This window comes from Streptomyces sp. NPDC060366 (assembly GCF_042725135.1).
Taxonomy (GTDB): domain Bacteria; phylum Actinomycetota; class Actinomycetes; order Streptomycetales; family Streptomycetaceae; genus Streptomyces.
In genome coordinates, this window is the sequence record NZ_JBHXDC010000004.1 from 406,285 (window position 1) to 430,183 (window position 23,899).

The following is a 23,899-nucleotide window of genomic DNA, read 5'->3' on the forward strand; positions in this document are numbered from 1 at the left end:
ACCGTCAGGCGACGGCGGTTCCCTCAAGCTCGACCAGCTGGCCGGGGATCGCCAGTCGTGTCACCCCGAGCATCGTGGTGGTCGGCGCCACCCCGGCGGCGCCCAACCGCGCGGCCAGCACGCCGTAGTGCGGGAAGAGCAGGTCGACGTCGGTCGTGTAGACGTTGAGCCGGACGAGGTTGGCGAGAGACATGCCGGCCTCGTCGAGCACGGCCTCCAGGTTGTCGATGCTCAGCGCCAGCTGCTCCGCCATGTCGCCCTCGTGCTGGGGCTTGCCGTCGTCGCTCATCGCGGTCTGGCCCGAGATGTACAGGGTCCGGGTGTGACCGGAGACGACCTCGCCCTGGTTGAAGCCCATGTCCAACGACCACGTGACCGGGTTGACCGCCACTCGTTCCACTGCCACTTCAGCTCCATCTGTTTCGTCCAAGTCGTCCTTCTTCGAGGAGCCTCCCAACAAATCACGACACCGTTGGTCACGTATTTCGATAGAGTTTTCGGATGCGCGCCGACCGGTTGGTCTCGCTGGTGCTCCTGCTGCGGCAGCGCGGTCGGCTGACCGCGGACACGCTGGCCCGCGAGCTGGAGGTGTCCACCCGCACCGTGCTGCGTGACATCGAGGCGCTGTCCGCGGCCGGCGTCCCGGTCTACGCCGAACGCGGCAGGCACGGCGGGTTCGTCCTGTCGCCCGGTTTCCGGACCGAGCTGACCGGACTGAACCACGACGAGGCACTCGCCCTGCTGACCGCCGGATCGGGGCGCGGCGAGCTGGTGTTCGGCCTCGGGTCGGCTCTCGCCTCGGCCATGCGGAAGGTGGTCGACGCGCTGCCCGAAAGCCACCGGGCCTCCGCGAGTGACGCGGCCCAGCGGTTTCTCGTCGACCCGGAGACCGATCTGCTCTCACGCAGGCTGGTCACCGACGAGGTGCCCGACACCACGATGATCGAGGTCAGGCGAGCGGTGCTCGCCGGACACAAGCTGCGCATCCACTACGCGGCCACGGGCCAGACGCCGCAGTGGCGGACGGTGGACCCGATCGGGCTGGTGACCGTACGGGACCGGGCGTACCTGCTGGCCACGAGGTCCGGCGCGGACCGTACCTACCGGCTGTCGCGGGTGCTGGCCGCCGAGGAGCTTCCCGAAGCGGCCGAGCGACCGAACCGGGTGGATCTGGACCGGATCTGGCGGGAACGCTCCGCGCGGTTTCTCTCCGGCGGCGACCACATCACCGTGCTGGTACGGGTGAAGCCGGTGCGCCGGGAGGACTTGCTGGACTCCGCGCTGGCTGTCCGGGCGGAGGAACCCGCCGCGGACGGCTGGCCGCGGCTGGAGGTGACCTTTCAGGATTTCCGGCATGCCGAATGGGCGCTGTGGCAGCTCGGTACGGACGCGGAGGCCCTGGCCCCGCGGTCGTTGCGCACGTCCCTGCGCGAGCGCGCCGCCGAGATCGCCGCTCGCTACGGGGACTTGTAGCGGCGCGTTCGGCATCGGAGCGGCGCCGGTGGTCGTCGGTAGTCTTCGGGCAGGCCCAGTCCTCCGTGGGAGGGCGTCCGGACGGAGGAAGTACATGAACGACGTCAGTGGCTTCAAGGACATCTCCCCCACCACGCTCGCCGAATCCCTGGGCCGCGAACAGGTCATGGACATCGGCATTCGCCCGCTCTGGCCCTCGGTGCCGCGCATCGCCGGTCCGGCTTTCACCGTGCGGTGCGCGCCCGGTGACAACCTCATGCTGCACGCGGCGATCTACCGCGCGGAGCCGGGCTCGGTGATCGTCGTACAGGCGGGGGACGTGGATTACGCGCTCGCCGGCGGGAACGTGTGCGCTGTCGCGCAACGGCGCGGGATCGCGGGGTTCGTTCTCGACGGGGTGATGCGCGATCTGGCGGAGGTGCGGGAGTTGAACTTCCCGGTCTTCGCGCGCGGTCTCATGCCGGTTCCGGGGATCAAGGCGACGGTGGAGCCGCTGAACCGCGAAGTGCGGTGCGGTGGGGTGGTGGTGAACGCGGGCGACATCGTGGTGGCCGACGAGGAGGGCATCGTGGTGACGCCGCGCGCCCGCCGGGAAGAGGTGCTTGCGGCGTCGCGGGCGAAGCTGGCGAAGGAGGCGGCGGAAACCCTGGACGACTGGGAGACGGCGCACCGGGCCCGAGTCGAGAAGATCCTCGCCGAGGGTGACTTCGATCAGGCGGGTGGCGCGGGTGGGCGGTAAACCCGGTTGATCGTCGCCGGAGGTGATCTCTAGCATGCGGGCATGCGCGACGACACGCCTGACGAGACGCGCCGTAACCGTCTGAGCCGGACGTTCGACGAGGACGCGGAGTTGTACGACCGGGCCAGGCCCGGGTATCCGGTGGAGTTGTTCGACGATCTCGACGCGTTGGCCGGTACCGGGCCGGGGAGCCGGGTACTGGAGGTGGGCGCGGGCACCGGGAAGGCGACCGTGCCGCTCGCGGAGCGCGGCTGCCGGATCACCGCGGTCGAACTGGGCGCGGGCATGGCGGCCGTGGCCCGGCGGAACCTGGCCCGGTTCGGGTCGTCGGTCGACGTCGTGACGGCGGACTTCGAGACGTGGCCGCTGCCGCCGGAGCCGTTCGACGCGGTCGTCTCGGCGACGGCGTTCCACTGGATCGACCCGGCGGTCCGGATGGTCAGAGCCGCCGACGCACTGCGGACCGGCGGGGCGCTGGCGGTGGTCGCCACGCAGCATGTGGCGGGCGGCAGCGAGGAGTTCTTCGTCGAGGTCCAGGGCTGCTACGAGCGTTTCGATCCGGCGACGCCTCCGGGGCTGCGGCCCCCCGCCGCGGCTGATGTCGACACCTCGGACCACGACGACGAGGTCGCACGCAGCGGCCGGTTCGGCCCTGTCGCCGTCCGGCGCCACGAGTGGGACCTCACGTACACGACGTCGGAGTACCTGGACGTCCTGCTGACCTACTCCGGCCACCGGGCACTGCCGCCGGAGGCCCGGGCGGGGCTGCTGGGGTGCGTAGCGGGACTGATCGACGGTCGGTACGGAGGCCGGATCACCAAGCGGTACCTCACGGAGCTGCGGGTGTCGCGAACGGTGTGACCGTCGCGGATCCCGTCGTCAGTCGAGGATGTGCCGCAGATACATCCCCGGATCCGACAGATAGCGGCGCCAGTGGTCGACCAGGGCCAGGTCGTCCCAGGTGGTCCGGCGCATGCCGTCGTCGCCGACCTCGATGATGTCCGCGCCCGGGAGCGCGGTCAGCAGCGGGGAGTGCGTGGCGCAGATGACCTGGCCGCCGTTCTTCGCCAACTGGTCCATGTGACCGATGAGTTCGAGGCAGGACTGGAACGAGAGCGCCGCCTCCGGTTCGTCCATCACATACAGCCCGGCCTGCTGGAACTTCTGCCGGAACACCGCCAGGAAGCCCTCGCCGTGGCTGGCCGACTCCGGGTCGAAACTCTCGCGCTTCAGCGCGTCCATCGCCGTCTCCGCGCGCAGGAAGAATCCCTGCCGCGCCGACCAGTTGCCGAGCATCCGTCTGCCGCGGCCCGACGCCGCGTCGAAGCGGAGCCTTTCGCCGAGCGGCGACTTGGAGCGCGGACTCGCGTAACGCCAGTCGTGCGAGCTGCCCCACGGGTCGAGGCCGAAGCCCTCCGCGAGCGCCTCCACGAGCGTCGACTTGCCGGAGCCGTTCTCGCCGACGAGGAAGGTGACGGGGGCGCTGAAGTTCAGACCGTCCGCCAGCAACTCGGCGACGCACGGCACCGACCAGGGCCAGACATCCGCTTCGTCCGGGGGCCTTGACGCGTACGCACGTTCGACGATCACCTCTCGACCCTCTCACAGGGACGGAACAACGAGACGCGCCCTCCGTGGTCGACCGGAGGGCGCGTCTCGTGGTGGTGCTCGGTGTCGCGGGGTGGATCAGTTGGCGGGCCTCAGGAGTTGCGGGCCGACCACCAGGCCGGGAGCGCCTCGAGCAGCTTGCCGTAGACCTCCGCGTCCGGGAGGTCCTTCGGGGCCGGGCCCGCGTGGAAGAACGCCACGTTCGGCGCCTTCTCGTCCGCGCCCAGCTTGCGCGCGAAGTCGAAGCCCTTCGCGTCGTGCTCGCCGAACGCCACGAACTGCCAGAACAGCGGCAGCTTCGCCGCGTCCGCGAACGCCTTCTCCGCCGCCTGCTTGGCCGTCGGCGCGCCGTCCGTCTGGAAGATCACCAGCGCCGGGCCGGAGTTGCCCGACTTCTCGTGCAGGGCGACGACCTCTTCCACCGCGCGGTGGTAGTTCGTACGGCCCATGTGGCCGAGCCCGGCGTGCAGTTCGTCCACCCGGCTCTCGTACGAGGTGAGGGAGACCTCGCCCGTACCGTCGATGTCCGTCGAGAAGAAGACGACCTGCACGGTCGCCTTCTTGTCCAACTGGGCCGAGAGCGCGAGTGTCTGCTCCGCGAGGTGCTGCGCGCTGCCGTCCTTGAAGTACGGGCGCATGGAACCCGATCGGTCGAGCACGAGGTAGACGGTCGCCCGCTCCCCGGCCAGACCGGCGGCCTTGAGCGCGGTGCCCGCGGCCTTGTACGAGTCGAGGAGGTCGGGCGCGCTGGTCTTGACGCGGGCGGCGGAGTTCGCGGGCTTGCCCGCGGGCTCGGCTGCCGGCGCGGGTTCGGGGCTCGGCTCCGGTACGACCACGACCGCGACCGGGTCGGGTACGACCTCGGCCACGACCGGCTCGGGTTCGGGTGTCGGGTCGGGTACGGCCTCGGCGACGGGCGCGAGGGTCGGCTCCGGCTCGGGCTCCGCCGCGACGACGGGCTCCGGTACGACCTCGGCGACGACCGGCTCAGGCTCGGGGGCGACGACCGGCTCGGGCTCGGGGGCGACCTCCGCCACCGGCTCCGCCGCCTTCGCGGGCTCCGGCTCGACCACCGGTTCAGGATCCGGTTCCGGCGTGGACTGGGCCTGGGCCGGGACCGTCGCCGTCTTCGGCTCCTCCCGCTTCGTCTGCGCCGGGACGCTGGGGTTGTCGAAGGCGGCGGCGACCAGGTCCTCGGCCTTCTCCGCCTCCGTCTTCCTCTTCGGCTCCGTCTTCGTCTTCGGCGTGGCCTTCTCAGCCGTCACTTCGTCCGCGGCGGGTGACGGCTCCTTGGCCGGCGCGGGCACCTTGGCGGTGGCCTTCGCCGTCTCGGTCGTCGTGCTCGCGGAGGGCGTTGTGGGCTCTGGCCGGTGCGAGCGATCGGTCTGGGCCGGCACCGACGTGGCCACCGACTCGTCACTCTCCGCACGCTCGCGGCCGAACACCTTGCGCAGCAAGCTCCGAATGCCCATGGGCGAGGCCTTTCAGATGAGTTGGGTGCGGCATATATCCGTACTTGGAACAGGGGATCCGGGGACGTACCCCGACCGAAACTCAGCATCCCTGGCCACGGCGGATACGTAAGGTTAGCGGCCACCCGGCGCCTGCCCCGGCAGGGGCGCCCCGCGACCTGGAATGTGCCTCCGACGGATGCCCGGTTGATCTCCGGCCGATCCCCCGCCGATGGCCTCCGGAGACCCCGTGAATGCCCGGTCGGCTCACATTCATTCCGCGTTCATCTTGAGGCCGCTGAACCGGGGGCCTACGCGCATAGCGTCACCGCCGTACATATCCCGACACAATGTCGGCGCAGGGCGCGCCGAGCAAAGCCCACCGGAGGGGAAAGTGCGCAAACTGCTGCCGCTGCTCAACTCGCACCCGGGCGGACGTTCCGCCATGACCTGCCGTTACCGCTGCGGTGACGCCTGTTTCCACGAGACGCCCAACACCAGTGACAACGAGTACGTCGGCGACGTAATAGCCGGTGCCCTCTCCCGTCGCTCCATCATGCGCGGCGCCGCCGTGGTGACCGTCGCCGCCGCCGCTGGAACCGCGTTCGTCGCAGGACCCGGCAACTCCCCGGCCTCCGCGACCCCCCTCGCCGCGGGCGACAACGGCTACGGCAAGGGCGGCAAGAAGCCCGACGGCGCCCGCGGGCTGCGCTTCGCGCCCGTCGCGCCCAACACCGCCGACAAGGTGACCGTCCCCGACGGCTACACGCAGAACATCGTCATCCGCTGGGGCGACCCGATCCTGCGCGGCGCACCGGAGTTCGACCCGAACAAGCAGACCGCCAAGGCGCAGGCGGGCCAGTTCGGTTACAACAACGACTTCCTGAGCCTTCTCCCGCTCAAGAGCGAGCGCGGAAAGCAGCTCCTCGTGGCCAACCACGAGTACACCGACGAAATCCTGATGTTCAAGGGTTACGACGCCGACAAGCCCACCCGCGAGCAGGTCGAGATCGCCTGGGCCGCGCACGGCCTGTCGGTCGTCGTGGTGGACGAGCAGCCGCGCAGCGGAAAGCTCACCGTCGTACCGCGTCACGAGCTGAACCGCCGTATCACCGTCACGTCCGAATTCCGCCTGACCGGACCGGCCGCGGGCAGCGCGCTGCTCCGTACCTCGGTCGACCGTACGGGCAAGAAGGTCTACGGCACGCTCAACAACTGCGCCGGCGGCACCACCCCGTGGGGCACGATCCTGTCGGGCGAGGAGAACTTCAACCAGTACTTCGCCAACGGGTCGAGCGCCACCGACAAGCGCTACGGCATCGGTACCACCGCCACCGAGCGCAAGTGGGAGCAGTTCGACAAGCGCTTCGACCTGAAGCAGGAGCCCAACGAGGCGCACCGCTTCGGCTGGGTCGTCGAGCTGGACCCGTACGACCCCGACTTCACGCCGCGCAAGCGCACGGCGCTCGGGCGCTTCAAGCACGAGGCCGCGCAGCCGCGCCTCACCAGCGACGGCCGCGCCGTCGTCTACATGGGCGACGACGAGAAGTTCGACTACTTCTACAAGTTCGTGTCGTCCAAGGCGATGAAGAAGGGCAACAGCCGCGCGGCCCGCGACCACAACCTCACGCTGCTGGACGAGGGCACGCTGTACGTCGCGAAGCTGACGGGTGACAGCCCGGTCGAGGACGTCGACGGCAGCGGCAAGCTCCCCAAGGACGGCGAGTTCGACGGCTCCGGCGTGTGGATCCCGCTCGCCACCGGCGACGTCTCGCACGTGCCCGGCATGACCGCCGAAGAGGTGTACGTCTTCACGCGCCTGGCCGGTGACAAGGTCGGCGCCACGAAGATGGACCGCCCCGAGGACGTCGAGCCCTCGCCGCGCACGGGCCGGGTCTACGTCGCGCTGACGAACAACTCGGACCGCGGCGCCGCGGGCAAGGCCCCGGCCGACGAGGCCAACCCGCGCAAGGCCAACAAGCACGGTCAGATCCTGGAGCTGGCCGAGAACTGGGACGACCCGGCGGGCGACGGGTTCGCCTGGCGGCTGTTCCTGGTCGCGGGCGACCCGAAGGACCCGGCGACGTACTTCGCCGGCTTCCCGAAGGACAAGGTCAGCCAGATCTCCTGCCCGGACAACGTGGCGTTCGACGACCACGGCAACCTGTGGATCTCCACGGACGGTGCGCAACTCGGCTCGCACGACGGCCTGTTCGGCGTGGCGACGCAGGGGGAGCGGCGCGGTGAGCTGAAGCAGTTCCTCACCGTTCCCAACGGCGCGGAGACCTGTGGCCCGATCATCCAGGACCGGCGTGTCCTGGTCGCGGTGCAGCACCCGGGCGAGATCGACGGCGCGACGGTCGAGAACCCGCTGAGCGCGTGGCCCGACGGCCGCGGCAAGATGGTCCGCCCCGCGGTAGTGGCGGTCTGGCGCAAGGACGGCGGCGACATCGGCGTCTGACGTGGTTCGTCCTCAATCGCCGGACGGGCTCAATGAGCCCGCCCGGCGATTGAGGGCACAAACAGCCCGTCCGGCGATTGAGGACAGAACAAGCCTGCCCGGCGATTGAGGGCGGGCCCGCTCAGTGCCAGGGCAGCCGCGCCCGGAGGGTGAACGTGCCGTCCACCGAGCCGTGCTGAAGCGTGCCGCCCTCCAGCTCGACGCGCTCGTGCAGACCGGTCAGCCCCGCGCCCGCCCCCGGGATCTCCGACTCGGCCGTGTCGGCCGGCAGCGGATTGGTGACCACGACCGTCATCTCCGTACCCGATGTACCCGACGTACCCGAGTCCGCGCGCACCCGGACCGTCACATGTGAACCGGGCGCGTGCTTAAGGGCGTTGGTCAGGCCCTCCTGGACCACCCGGTACACGGTGCGCTGGAGCTGCGGCCGTGGCGAGCGGGCGCCCTCCGTGCCCTCCGTACGGAAGTCCACCGTCTGGCCCGTCGCCCTCGCCTCCTCCACGAGATCCTCCAGGTCGGCCATCTTCGGCTGGGGCGGGGCGATTTCGCCGCTGTCGCCGCTGTCGGTGCGGAGCACGTACAGAACGTCGCGCAGCTCGTCCAGCGCCTGGTGCGCGTTGTCACGGATGACCTGCGCGCTCTCGGCGATCTCGGCGCCGCTCAGCGCCGGACCGGCCCCCGCGTCGGCCCGGCGCGTGCGGTACGCGAGGGCCCCGGCGTGCACGGAGAGCAGCGAGATGCGGTGGGCGAGGACGTCGTGCATCTCGCGTGCGATGGCGGTGCGTTCGGCGCGACGGGTGTCGGCGAGACGGCGCGCGTGCTCCGCGCGCTCCCGGTCGGCGTCTTCGCGCAGCCTCAGTACGAGCATCCGGCGGGCGCGGAGCGCGCTGCCCCAGGCGAAGAAGGCCAGGTAGTAGGCGAGCACGAAGCCCGCCGCCGCCCAGCCGCCCTCGTACGGCACGGAGTAGATCAGGACGTAGGGCGCGACCGTGGCGATCATCAGGCACAGCACCGGCACCGAGCGCTGCCACGGCACGCGCAGCCCGAGGTTGAGGATGATCACCATCCCGGCGCCGACGACGCTGTTGGCGAGCGCGCCGGCCGGCACGAGGGCGAGGGCCACGAGGAGGGGGAAGCGGCGGCGCCACCAGAGGGAGAGGCAGGCGACCGCTCCGAGCGGCGCGTCCAGCGCGACGAGCCAGTCCGGGAGGTAGCTGTACGTGGACAGCCGGGTCACCAGCAGTGCCCACCAGCCCACCGCCCAGGCGAAGGCGAGAGCGTCGACGACCCAGTCACGGGCGGTGCGGCGGACGGGACCGCCGCCACCGCCGTGGCCGTCCTCCTCGCGGAAGACCAGTGCGCCGGGCAGCATCGACCTCGGTACGGAGTCGGGCCGGCGACGGTCCTCGCGCGGGTGGTTCATGTTGCGAGCCTAAGCGGGCACCGCCGTGCGTCCGACGGCCGACCGGGCCGGGCGTTTCGTTCCTACGGCGTCGCGTGGTGCCATGCCGCCTCGCGGGCCTGTGCGTAGCGCAGGACGTCGACCGGGTTCGTGATCAGTTCGACGCGGGCCGGCTCGTCGTCGGCGTCGAAGTGCGGCAGCGCGACCACACGTGAGTCGAAGATCCAGAAGTCGGCTTCGGGGAGGGCGAGTTCGGCGGCGCGTTCACGGGACAGGGTCCGGTTGTCCTCCCCGACCCGCGTCCGCACGCGAGTGTCCGCGGTGTCGGCCGTTTCGGTCGCGTCGACCAGGCGTACGCGCTCGAAGCGCTTCCCCGGCGCCGGCCGCTCGGCACGGGCGCGGGTCCGTCCGTCGCTCGCGTAGCGCCGACGGGTCTCCAGCCCCCACACGCTGTGCTTCACCGTGGTGAACATCCCGCCGAACTCCTCCGGGGAGATCCACTGCGGCACCCGCACGGGCTCCTTCGGGCCGAAGTTCGCGAGCAGTTCGCGAGGCACCACGACCGCCCCCTCGCGCTCCGTCAGATGGTGGAGCTGGGTGAGCTCCCGCGGATCGGTGACAGTGTCGCCCTGCACCACGTAGTCGTCCGTTCCGGGCACCTCGTAGAGCGTCGGGCAGTTGCCGTTTCCACTGTTCGTACCGACCTTGCTGAGTCGTCGGGCCATGGGTCCCCCCTGGGCGGACGGGTGGTCTGGGTCTGCCGGGCACCGTAGCGCCGGGTGGGCGGTCGGCGACAGGGCGCATCCGGTCGCGCGTCGCGCCCCCCTGCGGGGGAGCCCGGAAGTCCTTCCGCCGGTGCCCGGAAGTCCTTTGCCTCCGCCGCCCGCGTCGCCTATCGTCGATCCCGTCCTTGTCGTCTCCGATAGAGGTGGACGTTGCGCATCTGAGGTTCGCGATCAGCACGCCGTACGGCTCCCGGCTTCACGCCGCTCTCCGCCGTACGCCCGCGTGGCAGCGACCTCGATGCATCTGCCGTCCCCTGATTCACGGACCGACGGACAGCCGCATCTCCTCTCCTGGGCTCAAGCCCGCCGGCCCGTACGGGCCCGGTCGCCGCGTGGTGGTCGCATACGACGTCCCCCATCCCACCGCGCCCCCGCGAGGACACCACCATGAGTCAACCCATCACCCCCGGCGCCTCCCTGACCTGCTCCGCGCTGTCCTTCCAGTGGGCGGACGGCACGCCCGTCCTCGACGGGCTCTCCCTCAGCGTCGGGCGGGGCCGCAACGGTCTCGTCGGCACCAACGGGACCGGCAAGACCACCCTCATGCGACTGATGGCGGGCGAACTGCGGCCCTCCGGCGGGTCGGTCACCGTCGGCGGCAGCCTCGCCTACCTGCCGCAGAACATCACCCTCGACACCGCCCTCCGCGTCGACCAGGCCCTCGGTATCGCCGGGCGGCGCGACGCGCTGCGCGCCATCGAGAACGGGGACGTACGCGAGGAACACTTCGAGACCGTCGGCGAGGACTGGGACGTCGAGGAACGCGCGATCGCCACCCTCGGCTCCCTCGGGCTCGGCGGCATCGACCTCGACCGCACCGTCGGCGAGATCTCCGGCGGTGAGACGGTCCTGCTGCGCCTGGCCGCGCTGCTCCTGGAGCGGCCCGACGTCCTGCTGCTGGACGAGCCCACGAACAACCTGGACCTGCCCGCCCGGCGCAGGCTCTACGAGGCCGTCGACTCCTGGCGCTCCGGTGTGCTGGTCGTGATCAGCCACGACCGCGAGCTGCTGGAGCGCGTCGACCGCATCGCGGAGCTGCGGTCCGGCTCGGTGAGCTGGTACGGGGGCGGCTGGTCCGCCTACCAGGAGGCGCTGGCCACCGAGCAGGAGGCGGCGGGACGCATGCTGCGCGCCGCCGACGCCGACGTACGCCGGCAGAAGCGCGAGCTGGAGGAGACACAGATCAAGAACGCCCGCCGGGCGCGCCACGACAAGAAACTCAACGCCCAGCGCAAGGCCCCCCGGATCGTCGCGGGCGGACTCAAGCGTGCCGCGCAGGAGTCGGCGGGCAAGTCGCGGGTCCTGCACGAGGAGCGGCTGAGCGACGCGCGCGAGCGGCGCGAGGAGGCGGCGGACGCGATCCGCGACGACGCCGAGATCAAGGTGAGCCTGCCCGGTACGGCCGTGCCCGCGGGCCGCACGGTGCTGACACTGCGCGAGGTACGGCCCCGGTTCGGGAAGCTTCGTGAGGGCACCCTCGACGTACGCGGGCCGGAACGGATCGCCCTCGTCGGACGCAACGGGTCGGGCAAGACGACCCTGCTGCGCACGCTCACCGGAGAACTGGCGCCGGTCTCGGGCGAGGCCAGCACGTTCGTGCCGCTGAGGTTCCTGCCGCAGCGTCTCGACGTGCTCGACCCGGAGCTGAGCATCGCGGCGAACGTCGCGCGCATGGCGCCCGGCGTCACCGACAACCACATCCGCTCGCAGCTCGCGCGCTTCCTCTTCAAGGGCGCCCGGGCGGCGCAGCTCGCCGGCACGCTCTCGGGCGGTGAACGTTTCCGCGCGGCCCTCGCCGCGATGATGCTCGCCGCGCCCGCCCCGCAACTGCTCATGCTGGACGAGCCGACGAACAGCCTCGACATCGCCGGCGTGCGGCAGTTGACGGGCGCGCTGGAGTCCTACGAAGGGGCGCTGCTGATCGCGAGCCACGACCTGCCGTTCCTGGAATCGGTGGGGATCACGCGCTGGCTGGTGGTCGGGGACGAGCTGCGGGAGACGTCGGAGGACGAGGTGCGGGACGTACTGGAGGCGTCGTCGGAAATGGCCGAGCCGTCTGAGGAGGACACGCTCTAAGCTCGGGAGCATGGCTGCTGAAGCTCATGTCACCGAGGACCAGGGGTCGGTACGCGCGGACGTCTGGATCTGGTCCGTACGGCTGACGAAGACCCGCTCCCAGGCGGCGTCCGCCTGCCGCGCGGGCCACGTCCGCGTCAACGGGGAGCGGGTGAAACCCGCGACTCCGGTCAAGGTGGGCGACGAGATCCGGGTCCGGCACGCGGAGCGCGAACGGCTCGTCGTGCTGAAGCGGATCGTGCGGAAGCGGGTGGGCGCGCCGGTGGCCGTGGAGTGCTACGTGGACAACAGCCCGCCGCCTCCGCCGCGCGAGTTCGCGGGTCCGGTGGCTGTCCGCGAACGGGGTGCGGGCCGCCCGACGAAGCGCGAGCGGCGCGTACTGGACGAACTCCAGGGCCACTAGGGCCTGTTCGGGATTGTGAGGGCGCGGCGCCGTGTGCGCCGCGCTGACCTCACTCAGTCACGTTACGTGCACGGAAAGTAAAAGCCCCTGTCGTGGGGAAGGTCATCTTCATGAACCACGACTGTGACCAGCACATGAGGCTTCGGCTTCCCCGCCATCCGCGCAGCGTCGGCCGTGCGCGGGAGGCCCTTACCGGGCTCATGGGGCTGTCGGGCGAGTTGCGCGAGACGGCCGCTCTGCTGCTGTCGGAGCTGGTCACCAACGCGTTGCGGCACGGGTCGCCGCCGGGGCGGGAGATCGTGGTGAGCGTCCGGCGGGCCGACGGGCTGCTCCGGATGGAGGTCGAGGACGCGGGGGACTCGCTGCCCCGGCCGCGTACGCCCGACCCCGTCGACGAGTGCGGGCGCGGACTTGCGCTGGTCGCCGCGCTCGCCCACGACTGGGGGGTGGCGCCGAGGCAGGGACCGGGGAAGCGGGTCTGGGTGACGCTGAAGGCGCCGGACTACTGAACGGGCCGCGTCGCCTCAACGGGCCGCATTTGCCGAGCTGACGGCGCGGGGAGCGGCCCGTGGCGCTCTCACCGGCGCTGCGAGGTGATCGCCTGCGCCGCGCGCAGCTCCTGCCGCAGTGGCGCCAGCACCCCCTCCTCGTCGGCCGCCGACCACGCCTTGCGTACGTCCACAAGGACGACACTGGAGCGCACCCGCGCCGCCAGCTCCCGCAACTGCTTCTCCGCGTCCGCGATCTCGGCCTCGCCGGGCGGCGGCGCACCGTGGTTGACGCGTACCCGCGCCGCCGTCGTCGCGTCGATGATCCGCTCCAGCGCCACGACCAGCGGCCACCAGGCGGCGGCGCGTGTGCCGGTCGGCGGCGGCTCCGTGAGCGCGCGCTGGAACTCCGTCCGTACGACGGACAGATCGCGGTAGATGACGCGCCTGCGCCGTACCCGCTCGGCCTGGTTCGCCGCAGTCTCCGCCTCCGTACGGCCGGTGGTCGGGCCGAACGCGTACGCCAGATAGTCCGCCGTGTCCTCCACGGCGTCCGCGAGCCGGTCGCCGATCCGGGTGTGCCAGCTCTCCGGCCAGAGCAGATAGCCCGCGACCAGCGCGATCGCGCAGCCGATGAGGCTGTCCACGAGACGCGGCACGACCAGCGCGAACCCCTGGTGGTTGAGCACGTCGGAGACCAGCAGGATCACCGGTGTGATGGCCGCCGTCTGGAAGCCGTAACTCTTCGCGGAGACCGCCGGGATGAACGCGGCGAGCACCACCATCACCGGCACGTCCCACCAGCCGCGCGGCACGTGCCCCAGCACGGCGGCGGCCACGACGAGACCGGCCGCCGTACCGAGCGCGCGCAGGACGCCGCGCGAGAAGACCGAGCCGAAATCCGGTTTGAGGACGAAGGTGACGGTGAGCGCGACCCAGTACGAGCGCGGTACGTCGATCACCGACACCAGGGACTGGGCGAGGCCGATGCAGAGCGCGAGGCGCAGCCCATAGCGCCAGGACGACTCGCTGAACAGCATGTCGCGCCCGGCACGGCGGATCCGGACGCCGAGGGCGGCGGGGCGGCCGAGGCGGTCGTCCACGTTGTACGGGTCGGGGTCGGGCTTGTGCACGACGGACGCGGCGTGCCGCAGCGCGGCGTCGACGGCCCGCTCGGAGGGGGTGCCGGGCGCCGGCAGATCGAGGTCGGCGCCACCGAGCCGGCCCTCCTCGACCGCTTGCGCCAACCTCCGTACGGCGGCCGGGATCTCGTCGGGCAGCGGGCGGCGCCGCAGATGGGCGGCGGGCGCGGCCTCGACGAGCGGGATGAGCACGTTGAGCTGCGAGAGCAGCCGTACGAGCGGGCCGCGCCTGCCGTTGTCGCGGGCGCGGCGGGCGAGGACGAGGTCGTACGCCTCGTTCAGCGCCGCGGTGACGGCCTGCCGCTTCGCGTCGTAATCCCCGTCGGTGTCCTGTCGGCCCGCCGACTCCAGCAGGTCGGCCGAGGCGCGGTACGCGTCGGCGACGGCGGTGCGCTCCGCGACACGGCCCCGGAAGGGCCAGCCCAGCAGGGACAGCGCGAGCACGAAGAGACCGCCGCAGGAGAGCAGCAGCGGGGGCAGCCACCAGGGCTCGGGCATCTGGAGACCGGCGCCGACGACCGCGTTGAGGAGCAGCAGCAGCCCGGAGACCGAGGCCACCGCGCCGATCGAGGAGATCATCCCGGAGACGAGCGCGACGAGTGTGAGCGCGCCGACGGCGAGCCAGCCGTGGCCGAAGACCAGAGTGCCGAGGGTGACGCCGATCGCGCCGAACAGCTGGGGGATCGCGATGGTCAGTATCCGCAGCCGGTAGGCACCGGCGGTGTCGCTGATCACGCCGGACAGCGCGCCCATGGCGGCGAGGGCGCCGTACGTGGGCCGGTCGACGGCCAGTCCCACGGCGAGCGGCGTGGCCAGCGCGACGGCGGCGCGGACGACGGCCGCCCAGGGGATGGGGGCGGGCTTCGGCCGCAGACCGCTGAGCAGCCACTCCGGAGGCGTGAGCCGGACGGTCGGCCGGGTGGTGGGCCGGTCGGGGCGGGGAGAGATCACGGTGGCCACAGTGACGTATGGGAGGCGGGGCTGTCAGCCCCGGGCCGGGTGGAGCGGGGTGGGTGTGGCGGTCCGAGTTGCCGGGGGCCGTCGGCGGGTGTGCTCTGGAAGAGGGACGAGCGGGAGGAGTTCTCTGCCATGGCCACACAGGCACCGACGTCCACGCACGGGAGCACGACCGGCCCTCGGCACGCGCGCCCGTCGCGCTTCTCGGGGCACTTTCCGGGGCGGTCCTCGGGGCGGTCCTCGGGGGGTGGGAGGCCCCGTATCCCCCTGCACACGGTGGCGGTTCCGATCACGCTCGGCATCCTCTACGGCATCTGGGCCCCGTTCATCCAGCGCCACGGCAGCCCGCTCAACGCGCTCCAGATCACCCTCGGCGTGGTCTCCGGCCTCGTGGTGGCCGTGCTCGTCTTCGTACTGATGCGGCTTCCCAAGACGATGACCCCCGAGCTGCGGGCGATCGCCTTCGGCGTGGTGGCGGGCGTGTCCGTGGGGTTCCTGCACAGCCTCACCTACGCGAGCGTGCTGCGGTCGTCCGGCATCGGGATGGTGGTGGGCGCGGCGGCGGCGATCGCGACGTTCTACTACTTCCACACGCGCGAGGACTGACCTGCCGGGCGCGGCCGCGGCCTCACTCCGACTTCGTGGACTCAAGGCCCACGCCGTGGGCGCGGGCGGTCAGCGCCTCGTCCGGGGTGAGGGTCGTGCCGCGGGTGAAGATCTCCTCGAACGCGGCCGGGCCCAGGGCGGTGCGGGCCGCGTGCGTGATGCGGTCGACGTCCGTGCGCTCCGCGGGTGGGAGCGGGGCGCCCGCGGTGTCTCTGGCGGTCGTCGCCGCCCCCAGCAGCAGGGCCGCCGACTCGGGGCGGCCCGCCAGGGCGTCGGCGCCGGAGAGACCTTCGAGCGCGAGCGCGACGGCGCGGGGGTCGCCGACCGCGCGGGCGGCGGCGAGGCCGTCGAGGTGGGTGGCCAGCGCTGTCGCGGCGTCGCCGCGCTGTTCGGCGACGAAGCCGAGTTCGGCGAGGACCAGTGCGTTGCCGGCCTCGATGGAGACCTCCGCGTACCAGTCGCGGATACGGACGAGACGTCTGCGGGCCTCGTCGAGGTCGCCGGTGCGGCGCGCGCCGAGGGCGAGGCCGATCTCCGCGTGGATCTCGCCGAAGCGGTAACCCTGTTCGGCGGCGACCCGGCGGGCCCGCTCGTGCAGTTCTCGGGCCCGGTCCGGCTCGCGCGTCAGCAGAGCGAGCCGGCCGAGACCGGAGAGCCGGGTGGAGACCTCGGTGTCGAGCCCCAGCTCCTCGGCGATCCGCAGCCCTTCGTGGTGGACGCGGGCCGCCTCCGCGTAGTCGCCGTTGATCGAGGCGAGGGTGGCGAGCGGCATGACGGACTGCGACTCGCCCCAGCGGTCGCCGAGTTCCCGGAAGAGCCGCGCGCTGCGTTCGCCGTCGGCACGTACGGCGGCCAACTCACCTCGTACGGTGGCGTGCACCGCCCGCCGTCCGAGGCACGCGGCGATGCCCCACCGGTCGTCCAGCGCCTCGAAGCCGTTCAGGGCGCGGGTGTTGAGCGCCTCGGCCGCGGCGAGGGCCCCGGCGTTGAACAGGCCGTACGCCCCGAGCCACCGTGCCCGCGCACGCCGTGGCGGTGATTCGACGGCCGCGTGGTCGCGCGCCATCGCGCCGGGGGTTCCGGGTGTCACGGGCTCACCGCCGAGCAGGGCGAAAGCGGCGTGCAGGGAACGGACCTCGGCGGGCAGCGCGGTGGGACGCGGTGCGGGATCGCGGGACGTGCGCCCGGCGGTGTCGAGTGCCGACGACAGGGCGCGGCGGGCCTCCTGGAGCCGGCCGGAGAGGAACCAGTACCAGGCGAGGGCGGTGACGAGGCGGAGCGCTTCCACCGGGTGGCGGTCGTCCCGCGTCGCTGTCGTCAGTGCCGTACGGAGATTGGCCGTCTCAGCCGTCAGACGCACCATCTGGGCGCGCTGGGCGGGGCCGCGCAGGCGAGGCTCGGTCTCTTCGGCCAGACGCAGGTAGTAGTGGAGGTGGTTGTCGCGTACGGCGGTGAGGTCGGCCATCTCGTGCAGCCGTTCCGTGGCGTACGCGGCGACGGACTCCAGCAGGCGGTAGCGCGGGCCGGCGGGCCCGTCGACCCGTACCACCAGGGAACGGTCCACCAGACGGGCCAGCAGGTCCAGCACCTCCTCGCGTGCCACGCCGTCGCCCGCGCACACCGCCTCGGCGGCTTCGAGCGTGCAGCCGTCGGTGTGCGCGGCGAGACGGCGCAGCACGACGCGTTCGGGTGCGGTCAGCAGCTCCCAGCTCCAGTCCAGCACGGCCCGCAGGGTCTGCTGGCGCGCGGGCGCGCCTCGACGGCCCGCCGTGAGAACGCGGAAGCGGTCGTCCAGCCGGGCCGCCAGCATGCGGACGCCGAGTGCGCGCACGCGCGTGGCGGCCAGCTCCAGCGCGAGCGGGATGCCGTCGAGGCGGCGGCAGACGGCGGCGACCGCGTCCTCGGTGTCGGAGCTGTCCGCCGCGAAGCCGGGGTCGGCGGCGGTCGCGCGTTCCGTGAACAGCCGTACCGCGTCGGCCTGTCGGAGCGGTTCGACGGGCAGCAGCGACTCGCCGGACACACCGAGCGGCTCCTGGCTGGTGGCGAGCACCCGCAGGCCGGGCGCGGCGAGCAGGAGCCGTTCGGCGATGCGGGCGACCGGTTCGACGACATGCTCGCAGTTGTCGAGTATCAGGAGCGTTCGGCGCTCGCGCAGCGCGGCGGCGAGCCGGTCTTCGGTGGCGTACGAACGGTTCGCGGGCCGCCCTTGGGCGGGCGGCGGCGGCCCGGTCGGCGTGGCCGTCGCCGCGTCGTCGCGCAGGCCGAACGCCGACGCGACCGCCTCCGCGATGTCGTCGGGGCCGCCGGTGCGAAGGCCCGCCAGTTCCACCAGGCGCACGCCGTCCCGGAAGTCGCTCGCGCAGGTGTCGGCAAGGCGGCCGGCCGCCGCCAGCGCGAGGCGCGTCTTGCCGACTCCGCCCGCGCCGGTGAGGGTCACGAGGCGGGCGGTGGAGAGCAGTCGGCCGACCTCGTGCACGGCGTCGTCGCGGCCGACGAGGGAGGTGAGAGGTGTAGGGGGCACGCCCCCGGGTGAGGTCGTGCTCGCGTCCAGCGACGGGTCCTGGCGCAGGATCGCGGCGTGCAGCGCGCCCAGCTCCGGTCCGGGGTCGGCTCCCAGCTCCGTCGCCAGCAACTCCCGCAGCTCCGCGTACGAGGCCAGCGCCTCGCCCTGCCGCCCCGCCCGGTAGAGCGCCCGCATCTGTAGGAGGCGCAGCCGTTCGCGCAGCGGGTGCCGGGCGACCGGCGCGGCCAGTTCCCCGGCCAGCGACATGTGTTCACCCAGGTCGAGCCGGGCCCGCGCCTGTTCCTCCAGGGCCGTGAGCCGCTGCTCCTCCAGCTCCCGTACGGCCGTACGTACGAAGGGCTCGTCCCGGAAGTCCGCGTACGCCGGCCCGCGCCACAGCCCCAGCGCCTCCCCCAGCAGATCGGCGCGCGTGCGGGCGGTGGCGGCGGACCGGGCCCGCGCCAGCAGCTCCCGGAAACGGTCCGCGTCGGTCTCCGTGTCCGTCAGGTCCAGGGCGTAACCGGCGGGCCCGTGCACGACCCGGTCGCGACCGATCGCGCGACGCAGCAGGGAGACCTTGCCCTGGAGGGCGTTGGCGGGCTTGCCGGGTGGTTCGGGGCCCCACAGGTCGTCGACGAGCCGGTCGGCGGAGACGGGCCGGCCCTCATGGGTGAGGAGGACGGCGAGCAGGGCGCGGACCTTGACCTCGGGCACCCGCACGCGAGCACCGGGCCCCGCCGTACCGTCGCCGCCCCCGCTCCGCACGGTCAGGGGACCGAGCACTCCGAACCGCATGCGTGAAGCGTATCGACGCGGCACGTCCACGGGGTGGGAAGGTCCCGCCACGGTTTGCCTGTCCGCACGCGGAACAAGACGCCGTTGATCACCTCGCGGTAATCGTTCCACCGTCCACCGCGCTGCCCCGACACCGGCGAGTGCGAAGGCCCGACGGTGACAAGATCCGCCGGACAGGACCTAGGGTCTGTCGTTCGGATCTTGCCGGGCTCGCGGTCCCTGGCACGCACGCTCGCCGCGTTGTCGTCGGTCGCCAACGCTCCGCGTTGTCTCCCTCCTCCGCCTTGCGACCGCACGCACCAGACCCCACTCCCTGATCCGGCCTGATCCAAACGACAGACCCTAGTCCCTGGATTCGGTTCCCAGCATGATGTGCGGGTTCTGCACGCCGGCGAGCTTAGCGAACGCGAGAACGTATTCTCGCGTGGCTGCCTGCAATTGGCGCAGTTCACCGCGGCATTCTGCCGCACGGGGCCAGGCCGACTCCGGCTGGTCGGGGTTCGCGTTCTCGAACTCGCGCAGCAACGGGTGCCACTTGGAGAGGAACGGGCGAAGCTCACGATTGAGCAGGGTCACCGCCAGGTTCTCCACGGTGAAGCCCTCGCTCAGCATGGACGGGCGGCTGGCTTTGAGAGTGTCGCGCGTGGTGGCGAACAGTCCGTAGAGAGAAGTGAGCGCTTCGCGGATCAGTCCTTCGTCGTCACCGAGGCGCTGGGTGGAGGTTCGGGTGACCGACTCCACGAACAACTGCCACGCCACCTGCTGAGCGTCGTTGTTCACCACGAAAGTGAGCTCGCTGAGTTGGGGCACGGTGATTCTTACCTCGGTCAGCCTCGCTGTCCTTCGGTAGAATTCCATTCCCAGAACCACTATCACGCCCGCGATGGCTCCGACGATCGCGAACGCGTAGCGGCTGTCGGCCTGGCTGATCGCGTGGAGAGCGACGCCGGCCCCGCAACCTGCCAGGGCCGCCAGGACCACACGCGCTATACGCCCGCTGAACAACGTCGTCATCCATCCCTCGCTACTGCTTCTACGTGTGAAATGCCCCGCCAACCGTGGCTGTTGGGAGGTTCCTGGTCTTCCATGCCCGCCGGCTGACGTCCCATGGCCGCACATCATGTCGAACAACCCCGGCTCGACGAGGGGCGGGTGCGAGAATCGCGCACCGTTCAGCGGCAGGGCGCCTCCACATCCAACCCCTCAAGGTAACGCTCCCGTTCCTGAGTGGACAGGGGCTGGCTCACGAGCCCGCACAGCAGGTCGCGCCACGGCTCCACGCCGACCGTACGGCGGACGACCTTGAGGTCGGGGCCGAGGGTGAGGATGTCGTCGGCAGGGCCGGGGACGACCTGCACGCCGGCGCCGGGCTCCGCGGAGGCGGCCGGGGGATCGGTGGTCCAGACATCGAGCTGATCGCCGCTGCTCGCGTCCAGGATGCGCACGCCTTGGGTGCTCTCGGTGCTGAAACCCTGGAGCAGCAGCCTGCCGTCCCGGCTGAACGCCACGTCGCCCGTCATTTCCGGCAGGTTCCCGGTGGCGCGTAACCGCCGGCCGGAGTCGAGACGTACGACGTACACATGGCTCTCCCTGTTGGAGAAGGCCGCCTGTTTCCCCTCGTGGTCGACGGCCATGCCCACGGCCAGGCTCCCGTCCGGCAGGGTTGCGTGGGCGGTGTGCTCGAAGGAGTGGTCCCCGTCCCAGCGCCAGGCATCGACATCGGCGCCGTTCACCAGAACCAGGGTCCTGCGGTCCCCGCTCAGGTCGAGGTCGCCGGAGCCAGCCGTCACCGTACTGCGGGTGCAGGTACGGGTGTCGAGGACTTCCACGGCCCCGTTCCAGTCGCCCACGACGTACCGGTCGCCGGGGAGGAAGAACACAGCGGGGCGGCGGAGCACGCCGGAAACTCTGTCGATGGCGATGCCGCAGCCCGTGCGCTTTCCGGTGCGCAGGTCCCAGATGTCGAACCGCCCCGTGTTCTCGCCGCTTTCCACACTCCGCATGCCGACGTACCGCTTGTCCTCGCTGAGCGCGTAAGCCGTGTCCTCCTCGTTCACGGACGGGTTGGCGTACGGAATCGCGCCGAGGCGGCGGTTGGTGCGCGGATCCCAGAACTCGGTGTGCTCCTCGGTCCGGTGCAGCGCCATCCGTCCGTCGGGCGTCAGGTCCCCGTCGGTGAACTCGCCGTCGTTGAGGGCGACTCGCTGCCCCCGCCTGGCCCCGGTGGTGAAGAGGTTCAGCTCGCCGCCGTACGAGCCGACCGCCACGTGGGCGCCGTCGGCCGACACGGCGAGAGTGCCGGCCGGCCGGACCAGGCGGCCCAGAGTCGTACTGGGCCGCAGCGCGGCGTCGTAGAGCCGAACCGTACCGTCCCGCCCGCCCACCACGAAGGTCCCCTCGTCGTCGGCGACCGTCATGTTCTCGTACGCGCCCAAGGACCGTTCGGCGATACGGCGGTGCTGTTCCAGGTCCCAGACCTCGGCGCGCTTCGGGGTCCGGGTCAAGGCTTTGCGTGCCCCGTCGAACAGCAGGACCGCGCTGTGTTTCAAAGCCGCCGCCGGCGTGCCGGTCATTCCGGGGAGGGACCGGGCCACCTCCCAGCGCGCCGAGTCGGTCAGGAAATCCCGGACCTCCTGACGCCCGGTGTCGACCAGGGTCATCCGGGAGCCGTCCGCGGAGAATCCGAGCCCCACCCGGGCGTCGCTCACCGGAAGCCGGGTGATCTCGCGCCCGTCGGACGCGCTCCACACGACCACGAACGCCTCGCCCTCGGGGGTGTAATGCGAGACCGCGACCCACCGTCCGTCGGGTGAGAGGACGAGGGCGAAGAGCCCGTGCCCGACGCGGGGGAGGTCTTCTGTGTGCCCCGTGGCCATCGTGCGCAGAAGCTTGCCCGTCCGGGTGTCCCGCAGCTGTACCCGGTTGAGGTAGACCTCCGTGGCCAGGACGCGGCCGTCGCGGCTCAGCGCCCTGGGCCTGCCTTCGGTGCGCAGCACGCCCGACTGGCGGGCGGAGCGCACGTCGTAGAGGCGTACGCCCGGTGCGTCGTCGAACTCCGAGCTGTACGCGGCTGTCGTACCGTCCGCGCTGAGGACGACGTCCGTGTCGGCCGGGTTGCCCGCGCCCTGATTGCCCAACACGGAGTCGGCGTCCGCCCGCAGCCGACGCGTGGCGTACGGCGCGGCGGCCATGGCCTGCGCCAGAGCGCGCCGGGACTCGGGGGTGGACCGGGTCTCGTCGGCGTAAAGGGCGTACTGCGCGGCCTGGTTGGGACTGGTCGCGAGCAGCTGCCCGGAGCGGGCGGCCAATGCCTGTGAGGCGGAGGTGCGGGCCTGTGAGACGGCCTCGTCACGCTGTCTGCTGGCATCGACGAAGCCGTAGACCGCGAGCATGAGCAGTGCCATGAGCAGTGCCACGCTCGACCAGCCGAGCCGTTTGACGAACCGGACCTGCCTGAAGTCGTCGTGCTCCAACTCCTCCTTCGGACGGCCGTGCAACGGCGCGGCCAGAGTGGCGACGGCGGCGCGGAACGGCGGGTAACGCAGGGAGAGACGGCTTCGTTCCTCGATCTCCCGGAGGTCCACCCAGAGCGGCGCGGACGTGAAGTGGCCAGCCAGGTTCCGTGGCAGACACGTGGTCTTCCGCCAGTCGAAGTCTCCAGCCGAGTCGTCCCACTTGATCTCACCGCCCACGACGGCGATGAGCAGGTGCTCCGTATCGCGCTCGCGCAGCCAGTAGTCGATTTCCTTGGCCACCCAGGGCGAGGCGGCGGCGTCCGGGGAAGCGAGCAGGATGAGATAGCGCGAGCGTGCCAGTTCGCGCTGGATCGACTGCCACAGGTCATGGTTCGCGGGCAGGCTGGTGATGTCGCGGAACACGCTCATCCGCATGGGCCGGAAGCGCGGGACGGCCAGCCGTTCCAGGCCTCGCTGAAGCTGTTTCGCGAGAGGCGCGTTCCTGCTCTGGCTGTACGAGATGAAGGCGTCGCGCTGCCTCTCACCGTCCGGCGCCGCGGCTCTCGCCTCAGTCTCTTCCACGGCCTCACCCATGGCGTCCCCCGTGTCCCGCCCCGCGTTCATGCCGTCCCTCGGCGTGCGGGGCCAACTTCCGCGCGTACCAAAGCTATTGAAGCCGAACGAGCCTACCGGCCATCGGCATCAGGGTAGGAGCCCGCGATAAACGAACGCATGATGTGGAGCGCGCTGCCCGTCTGTTCGCCGTCTACCGGCGACGGCCCCCACAGTCTCTGCGGGGGCCGCGCGGTGACCACTGGGGTGCCTAGGGCCTGTCGTTTGGATCAGGACGCCCGCCTGGTCACGAGGACTGCTGGACCCGCTCGGCGATGCCCTTCTTGATGGTCACTTCGACGTTCAGGTTGCCGCTCTTCGCTGCGGCGTCCAGCTCGTCCGGGGTGCACTTCTCGGCTTCCGGGGTCTCGGGATCTCCGCAGATGTCCCCGCCGATGGTCTCGGTGTCGACGGCGACCCAGAAGGCACGTTCCCCGACCAGCAGCTTGCCCGGCGCCAGGAAGGTCAGTACGCCGCTGAACGTGCCGTCTGCACCTGGGGCATCGGGATTGTCCACAGGACCGTTTTCGGTACCACTGCCGGCGGCGGCGTTGGCGTCGCCGTCCGCACCGGAATCCGGACCCGAACCCTCATCCGAACCGGAGCTCGCGCTGTCGCCGCCACCGGAACTCCCACCGCCGTCGGCACCGGCACTCGCGGTGGGGCTGGAACCGCTCCCCGAACCGTCGGCCACGGAGTCGGAATCGCACGCCGTGAGGAACAGGCCTGTGACGGCCAGGAAGGCCAGAGCGGCGAGCGTACGGGTGCGCGTTTGGCTGGGTCGCATGGGAGTGCCCTTTCGGCGTGCTGAGGCGCCCTCTGCGCCATGACCATGAAGCTACGCACGGCGAAGTCCCAGGACTCTGGGCGTAAGACCCCGACTGTGAGGGGTGCTGGGTACACCACCACCGCTGCCACCCGCGGTCGACCCTCAGCGGATCGT

General features: G+C 71.5%; 18 protein-coding genes and 1 pseudogene. 8 read left to right on the forward strand and 11 right to left on the reverse strand.

Features of this window, described 5'->3' with window-relative positions; all coding sequences use genetic code 11:
- Positions 1–4: 4 nt before the first annotated feature.
- Positions 5–400 (reverse strand): RidA family protein, encoded by a 396-nt coding sequence (locus ACFWHU_RS14470; RefSeq protein ID WP_387225146.1) that lies wholly within the window; start codon positions 398–400, stop codon positions 5–7.
- Positions 401–501: 101 nt separating this feature from the next.
- On the opposite strand from ACFWHU_RS14470, the gene ACFWHU_RS14475 reads away from it, so the two are divergent.
- The 3 genes from ACFWHU_RS14475 to ACFWHU_RS14485 all read left to right on the forward strand — a co-directional run bounded on the left by ACFWHU_RS14475 (position 502) and on the right by ACFWHU_RS14485 (position 3,073).
- The gene (locus ACFWHU_RS14475) at positions 502–1,473 is read left to right on the forward strand and encodes a helix-turn-helix transcriptional regulator (RefSeq protein ID WP_385792089.1); all 972 of its coding nucleotides are present in this window, start codon (positions 502–504) and stop codon (positions 1,471–1,473) included.
- 94 nt (positions 1,474–1,567) lie between these two features.
- Positions 1,568–2,212, forward strand: coding sequence for an RraA family protein (locus tag ACFWHU_RS14480; protein WP_387225065.1), 645 nt, complete (start codon positions 1,568–1,570; stop codon positions 2,210–2,212).
- 42 nt (positions 2,213–2,254) lie between these two features.
- Positions 2,255–3,073 carry a class I SAM-dependent methyltransferase gene (locus ACFWHU_RS14485; RefSeq protein WP_387225066.1) on the forward strand — a complete coding sequence of 273 codons (819 nt, stop codon included), beginning with the start codon at positions 2,255–2,257 and terminating at the stop codon, positions 3,071–3,073.
- A gap of 18 nt (positions 3,074–3,091) precedes the next feature.
- On the opposite strand, the gene ACFWHU_RS14490 is transcribed toward ACFWHU_RS14485, so the two are convergent.
- Both ACFWHU_RS14490 and ACFWHU_RS14495 read right to left on the reverse strand, forming a co-directional pair.
- Positions 3,092–3,802: an AAA family ATPase gene (locus ACFWHU_RS14490; RefSeq protein ID WP_385792092.1), complete on the reverse strand. Its 711-nt coding sequence runs from the start codon at positions 3,800–3,802 to the stop codon at positions 3,092–3,094.
- A 110-nt stretch (positions 3,803–3,912) separates the two neighbouring features.
- The gene (locus ACFWHU_RS14495; RefSeq protein WP_387225067.1) at positions 3,913–5,292 is read right to left on the reverse strand and encodes a VWA domain-containing protein; all 1,380 of its coding nucleotides are present in this window, start codon (positions 5,290–5,292) and stop codon (positions 3,913–3,915) included.
- 373 nt (positions 5,293–5,665) lie between these two features.
- Here ACFWHU_RS14495 and ACFWHU_RS14500 point away from each other — a divergent pair, with 373 nt between their 5' ends.
- Entirely contained in the window at positions 5,666–7,732 is a 2,067-nt protein-coding gene (locus ACFWHU_RS14500) for a PhoX family protein (RefSeq protein WP_385792094.1), read from the forward strand.
- A gap of 121 nt (positions 7,733–7,853) precedes the next feature.
- Here ACFWHU_RS14500 and ACFWHU_RS14505 read toward each other — a convergent pair whose 3' ends face one another.
- Together ACFWHU_RS14505 and ACFWHU_RS14510 are read right to left on the reverse strand one after the other, a co-directional pair.
- Positions 7,854–9,155 carry a sensor histidine kinase gene (locus ACFWHU_RS14505; RefSeq protein ID WP_387225068.1) on the reverse strand — a complete coding sequence of 434 codons (1,302 nt, stop codon included), beginning with the start codon at positions 9,153–9,155 and terminating at the stop codon, positions 7,854–7,856.
- 62 nt (positions 9,156–9,217) lie between these two features.
- The gene (locus ACFWHU_RS14510; protein WP_387225069.1) at positions 9,218–9,859 is read right to left on the reverse strand and encodes a DUF6879 family protein; all 642 of its coding nucleotides are present in this window, start codon (positions 9,857–9,859) and stop codon (positions 9,218–9,220) included.
- A 447-nt stretch (positions 9,860–10,306) separates the two neighbouring features.
- Here ACFWHU_RS14510 and ACFWHU_RS14515 point away from each other — a divergent pair, with 447 nt between their 5' ends.
- The 3 genes from ACFWHU_RS14515 to ACFWHU_RS14525 all read left to right on the forward strand — a co-directional run bounded on the left by ACFWHU_RS14515 (position 10,307) and on the right by ACFWHU_RS14525 (position 12,907).
- Positions 10,307–11,995: an ABC-F family ATP-binding cassette domain-containing protein gene (locus ACFWHU_RS14515; protein WP_387225070.1), complete on the forward strand. Its 1,689-nt coding sequence runs from the start codon at positions 10,307–10,309 to the stop codon at positions 11,993–11,995.
- A gap of 10 nt (positions 11,996–12,005) precedes the next feature.
- A complete protein-coding gene (locus tag ACFWHU_RS14520) occupies positions 12,006–12,398 on the forward strand; it encodes an RNA-binding S4 domain-containing protein (protein ID WP_383841602.1) in 393 nt (130 codons plus the stop codon).
- A gap of 110 nt (positions 12,399–12,508) precedes the next feature.
- Entirely contained in the window at positions 12,509–12,907 is a 399-nt protein-coding gene (locus ACFWHU_RS14525; protein ID WP_385792098.1) for an ATP-binding protein, read from the forward strand.
- 68 nt (positions 12,908–12,975) lie between these two features.
- On the opposite strand, the gene ACFWHU_RS14530 is transcribed toward ACFWHU_RS14525, so the two are convergent.
- On the reverse strand, positions 12,976–14,979 hold the full coding sequence (locus ACFWHU_RS14530; RefSeq protein WP_387225072.1) for an FUSC family protein: 2,004 nt from the start codon (positions 14,977–14,979) through the stop codon (positions 12,976–12,978).
- A 282-nt stretch (positions 14,980–15,261) separates the two neighbouring features.
- On the opposite strand from ACFWHU_RS14530, the gene ACFWHU_RS14535 reads away from it, so the two are divergent.
- Positions 15,262–15,591: a hypothetical protein gene (locus tag ACFWHU_RS14535; RefSeq protein ID WP_385792100.1), complete on the forward strand. Its 330-nt coding sequence runs from the start codon at positions 15,262–15,264 to the stop codon at positions 15,589–15,591.
- A 22-nt stretch (positions 15,592–15,613) separates the two neighbouring features.
- Here the strand turns inward: ACFWHU_RS14535 and ACFWHU_RS14540 are convergent, their stop codons facing one another.
- From ACFWHU_RS14540 to ACFWHU_RS14560, 5 genes and pseudogenes are all read right to left on the reverse strand, one after another.
- Positions 15,614–18,889 carry a BTAD domain-containing putative transcriptional regulator gene (locus tag ACFWHU_RS14540; protein ID WP_387225073.1) on the reverse strand — a complete coding sequence of 1,092 codons (3,276 nt, stop codon included), beginning with the start codon at positions 18,887–18,889 and terminating at the stop codon, positions 15,614–15,616.
- A gap of 35 nt (positions 18,890–18,924) precedes the next feature.
- Positions 18,925–19,089, reverse strand: a pseudogene (locus ACFWHU_RS14545) (transposase); the annotation flags it as partial.
- 142 nt (positions 19,090–19,231) lie between these two features.
- Complete coding sequence (locus ACFWHU_RS14550) at positions 19,232–19,903, reverse strand: hypothetical protein (protein ID WP_387225074.1); 672 nt, start codon at positions 19,901–19,903, stop codon at positions 19,232–19,234.
- A gap of 158 nt (positions 19,904–20,061) precedes the next feature.
- Positions 20,062–22,926 carry a toll/interleukin-1 receptor domain-containing protein gene (locus ACFWHU_RS14555; RefSeq protein WP_387225075.1) on the reverse strand — a complete coding sequence of 955 codons (2,865 nt, stop codon included), beginning with the start codon at positions 22,924–22,926 and terminating at the stop codon, positions 20,062–20,064.
- A 277-nt stretch (positions 22,927–23,203) separates the two neighbouring features.
- On the reverse strand, positions 23,204–23,743 hold the full coding sequence (locus ACFWHU_RS14560) for a hypothetical protein (RefSeq protein WP_387225076.1): 540 nt from the start codon (positions 23,741–23,743) through the stop codon (positions 23,204–23,206).
- Positions 23,744–23,899 lie beyond the last annotated feature (156 nt).

Excerpts from the sequence above, each read along its gene's own strand:
- ACFWHU_RS14475 (WP_385792089.1), top strand. The coding sequence starts at position 502 with ATGCGCGCCGACCGGTTGGTCTCGCTGGTGCTCCTGCTGCGGCAGCGC.
- ACFWHU_RS14480 (WP_387225065.1), top strand. The coding sequence starts at position 1,568 with ATGAACGACGTCAGTGGCTTCAAGGACATCTCCCCCACCACGCTCGCC.
- ACFWHU_RS14485 (WP_387225066.1), top strand. The coding sequence starts at position 2,255 with ATGCGCGACGACACGCCTGACGAGACGCGCCGTAACCGTCTGAGCCGG.
- ACFWHU_RS14495 (WP_387225067.1), bottom strand. The coding sequence starts at position 5,292 with ATGGGCATTCGGAGCTTGCTGCGCAAGGTGTTCGGCCGCGAGCGTGCG.
- ACFWHU_RS14505 (WP_387225068.1), bottom strand. The coding sequence starts at position 9,155 with ATGAACCACCCGCGCGAGGACCGTCGCCGGCCCGACTCCGTACCGAGG.
- ACFWHU_RS14510 (WP_387225069.1), bottom strand. The coding sequence starts at position 9,859 with ATGGCCCGACGACTCAGCAAGGTCGGTACGAACAGTGGAAACGGCAAC.
- ACFWHU_RS14515 (WP_387225070.1), top strand. The coding sequence starts at position 10,307 with ATGAGTCAACCCATCACCCCCGGCGCCTCCCTGACCTGCTCCGCGCTG.
- ACFWHU_RS14520 (WP_383841602.1), top strand. The coding sequence starts at position 12,006 with ATGGCTGCTGAAGCTCATGTCACCGAGGACCAGGGGTCGGTACGCGCG.
- ACFWHU_RS14525 (WP_385792098.1), top strand. The coding sequence starts at position 12,509 with ATGAACCACGACTGTGACCAGCACATGAGGCTTCGGCTTCCCCGCCAT.
- ACFWHU_RS14540 (WP_387225073.1), bottom strand. The coding sequence starts at position 18,889 with ATGCGGTTCGGAGTGCTCGGTCCCCTGACCGTGCGGAGCGGGGGCGGC.
- ACFWHU_RS14550 (WP_387225074.1), bottom strand. The coding sequence starts at position 19,903 with ATGACGACGTTGTTCAGCGGGCGTATAGCGCGTGTGGTCCTGGCGGCC.
- ACFWHU_RS14560 (WP_387225076.1), bottom strand. The coding sequence starts at position 23,743 with ATGCGACCCAGCCAAACGCGCACCCGTACGCTCGCCGCTCTGGCCTTC.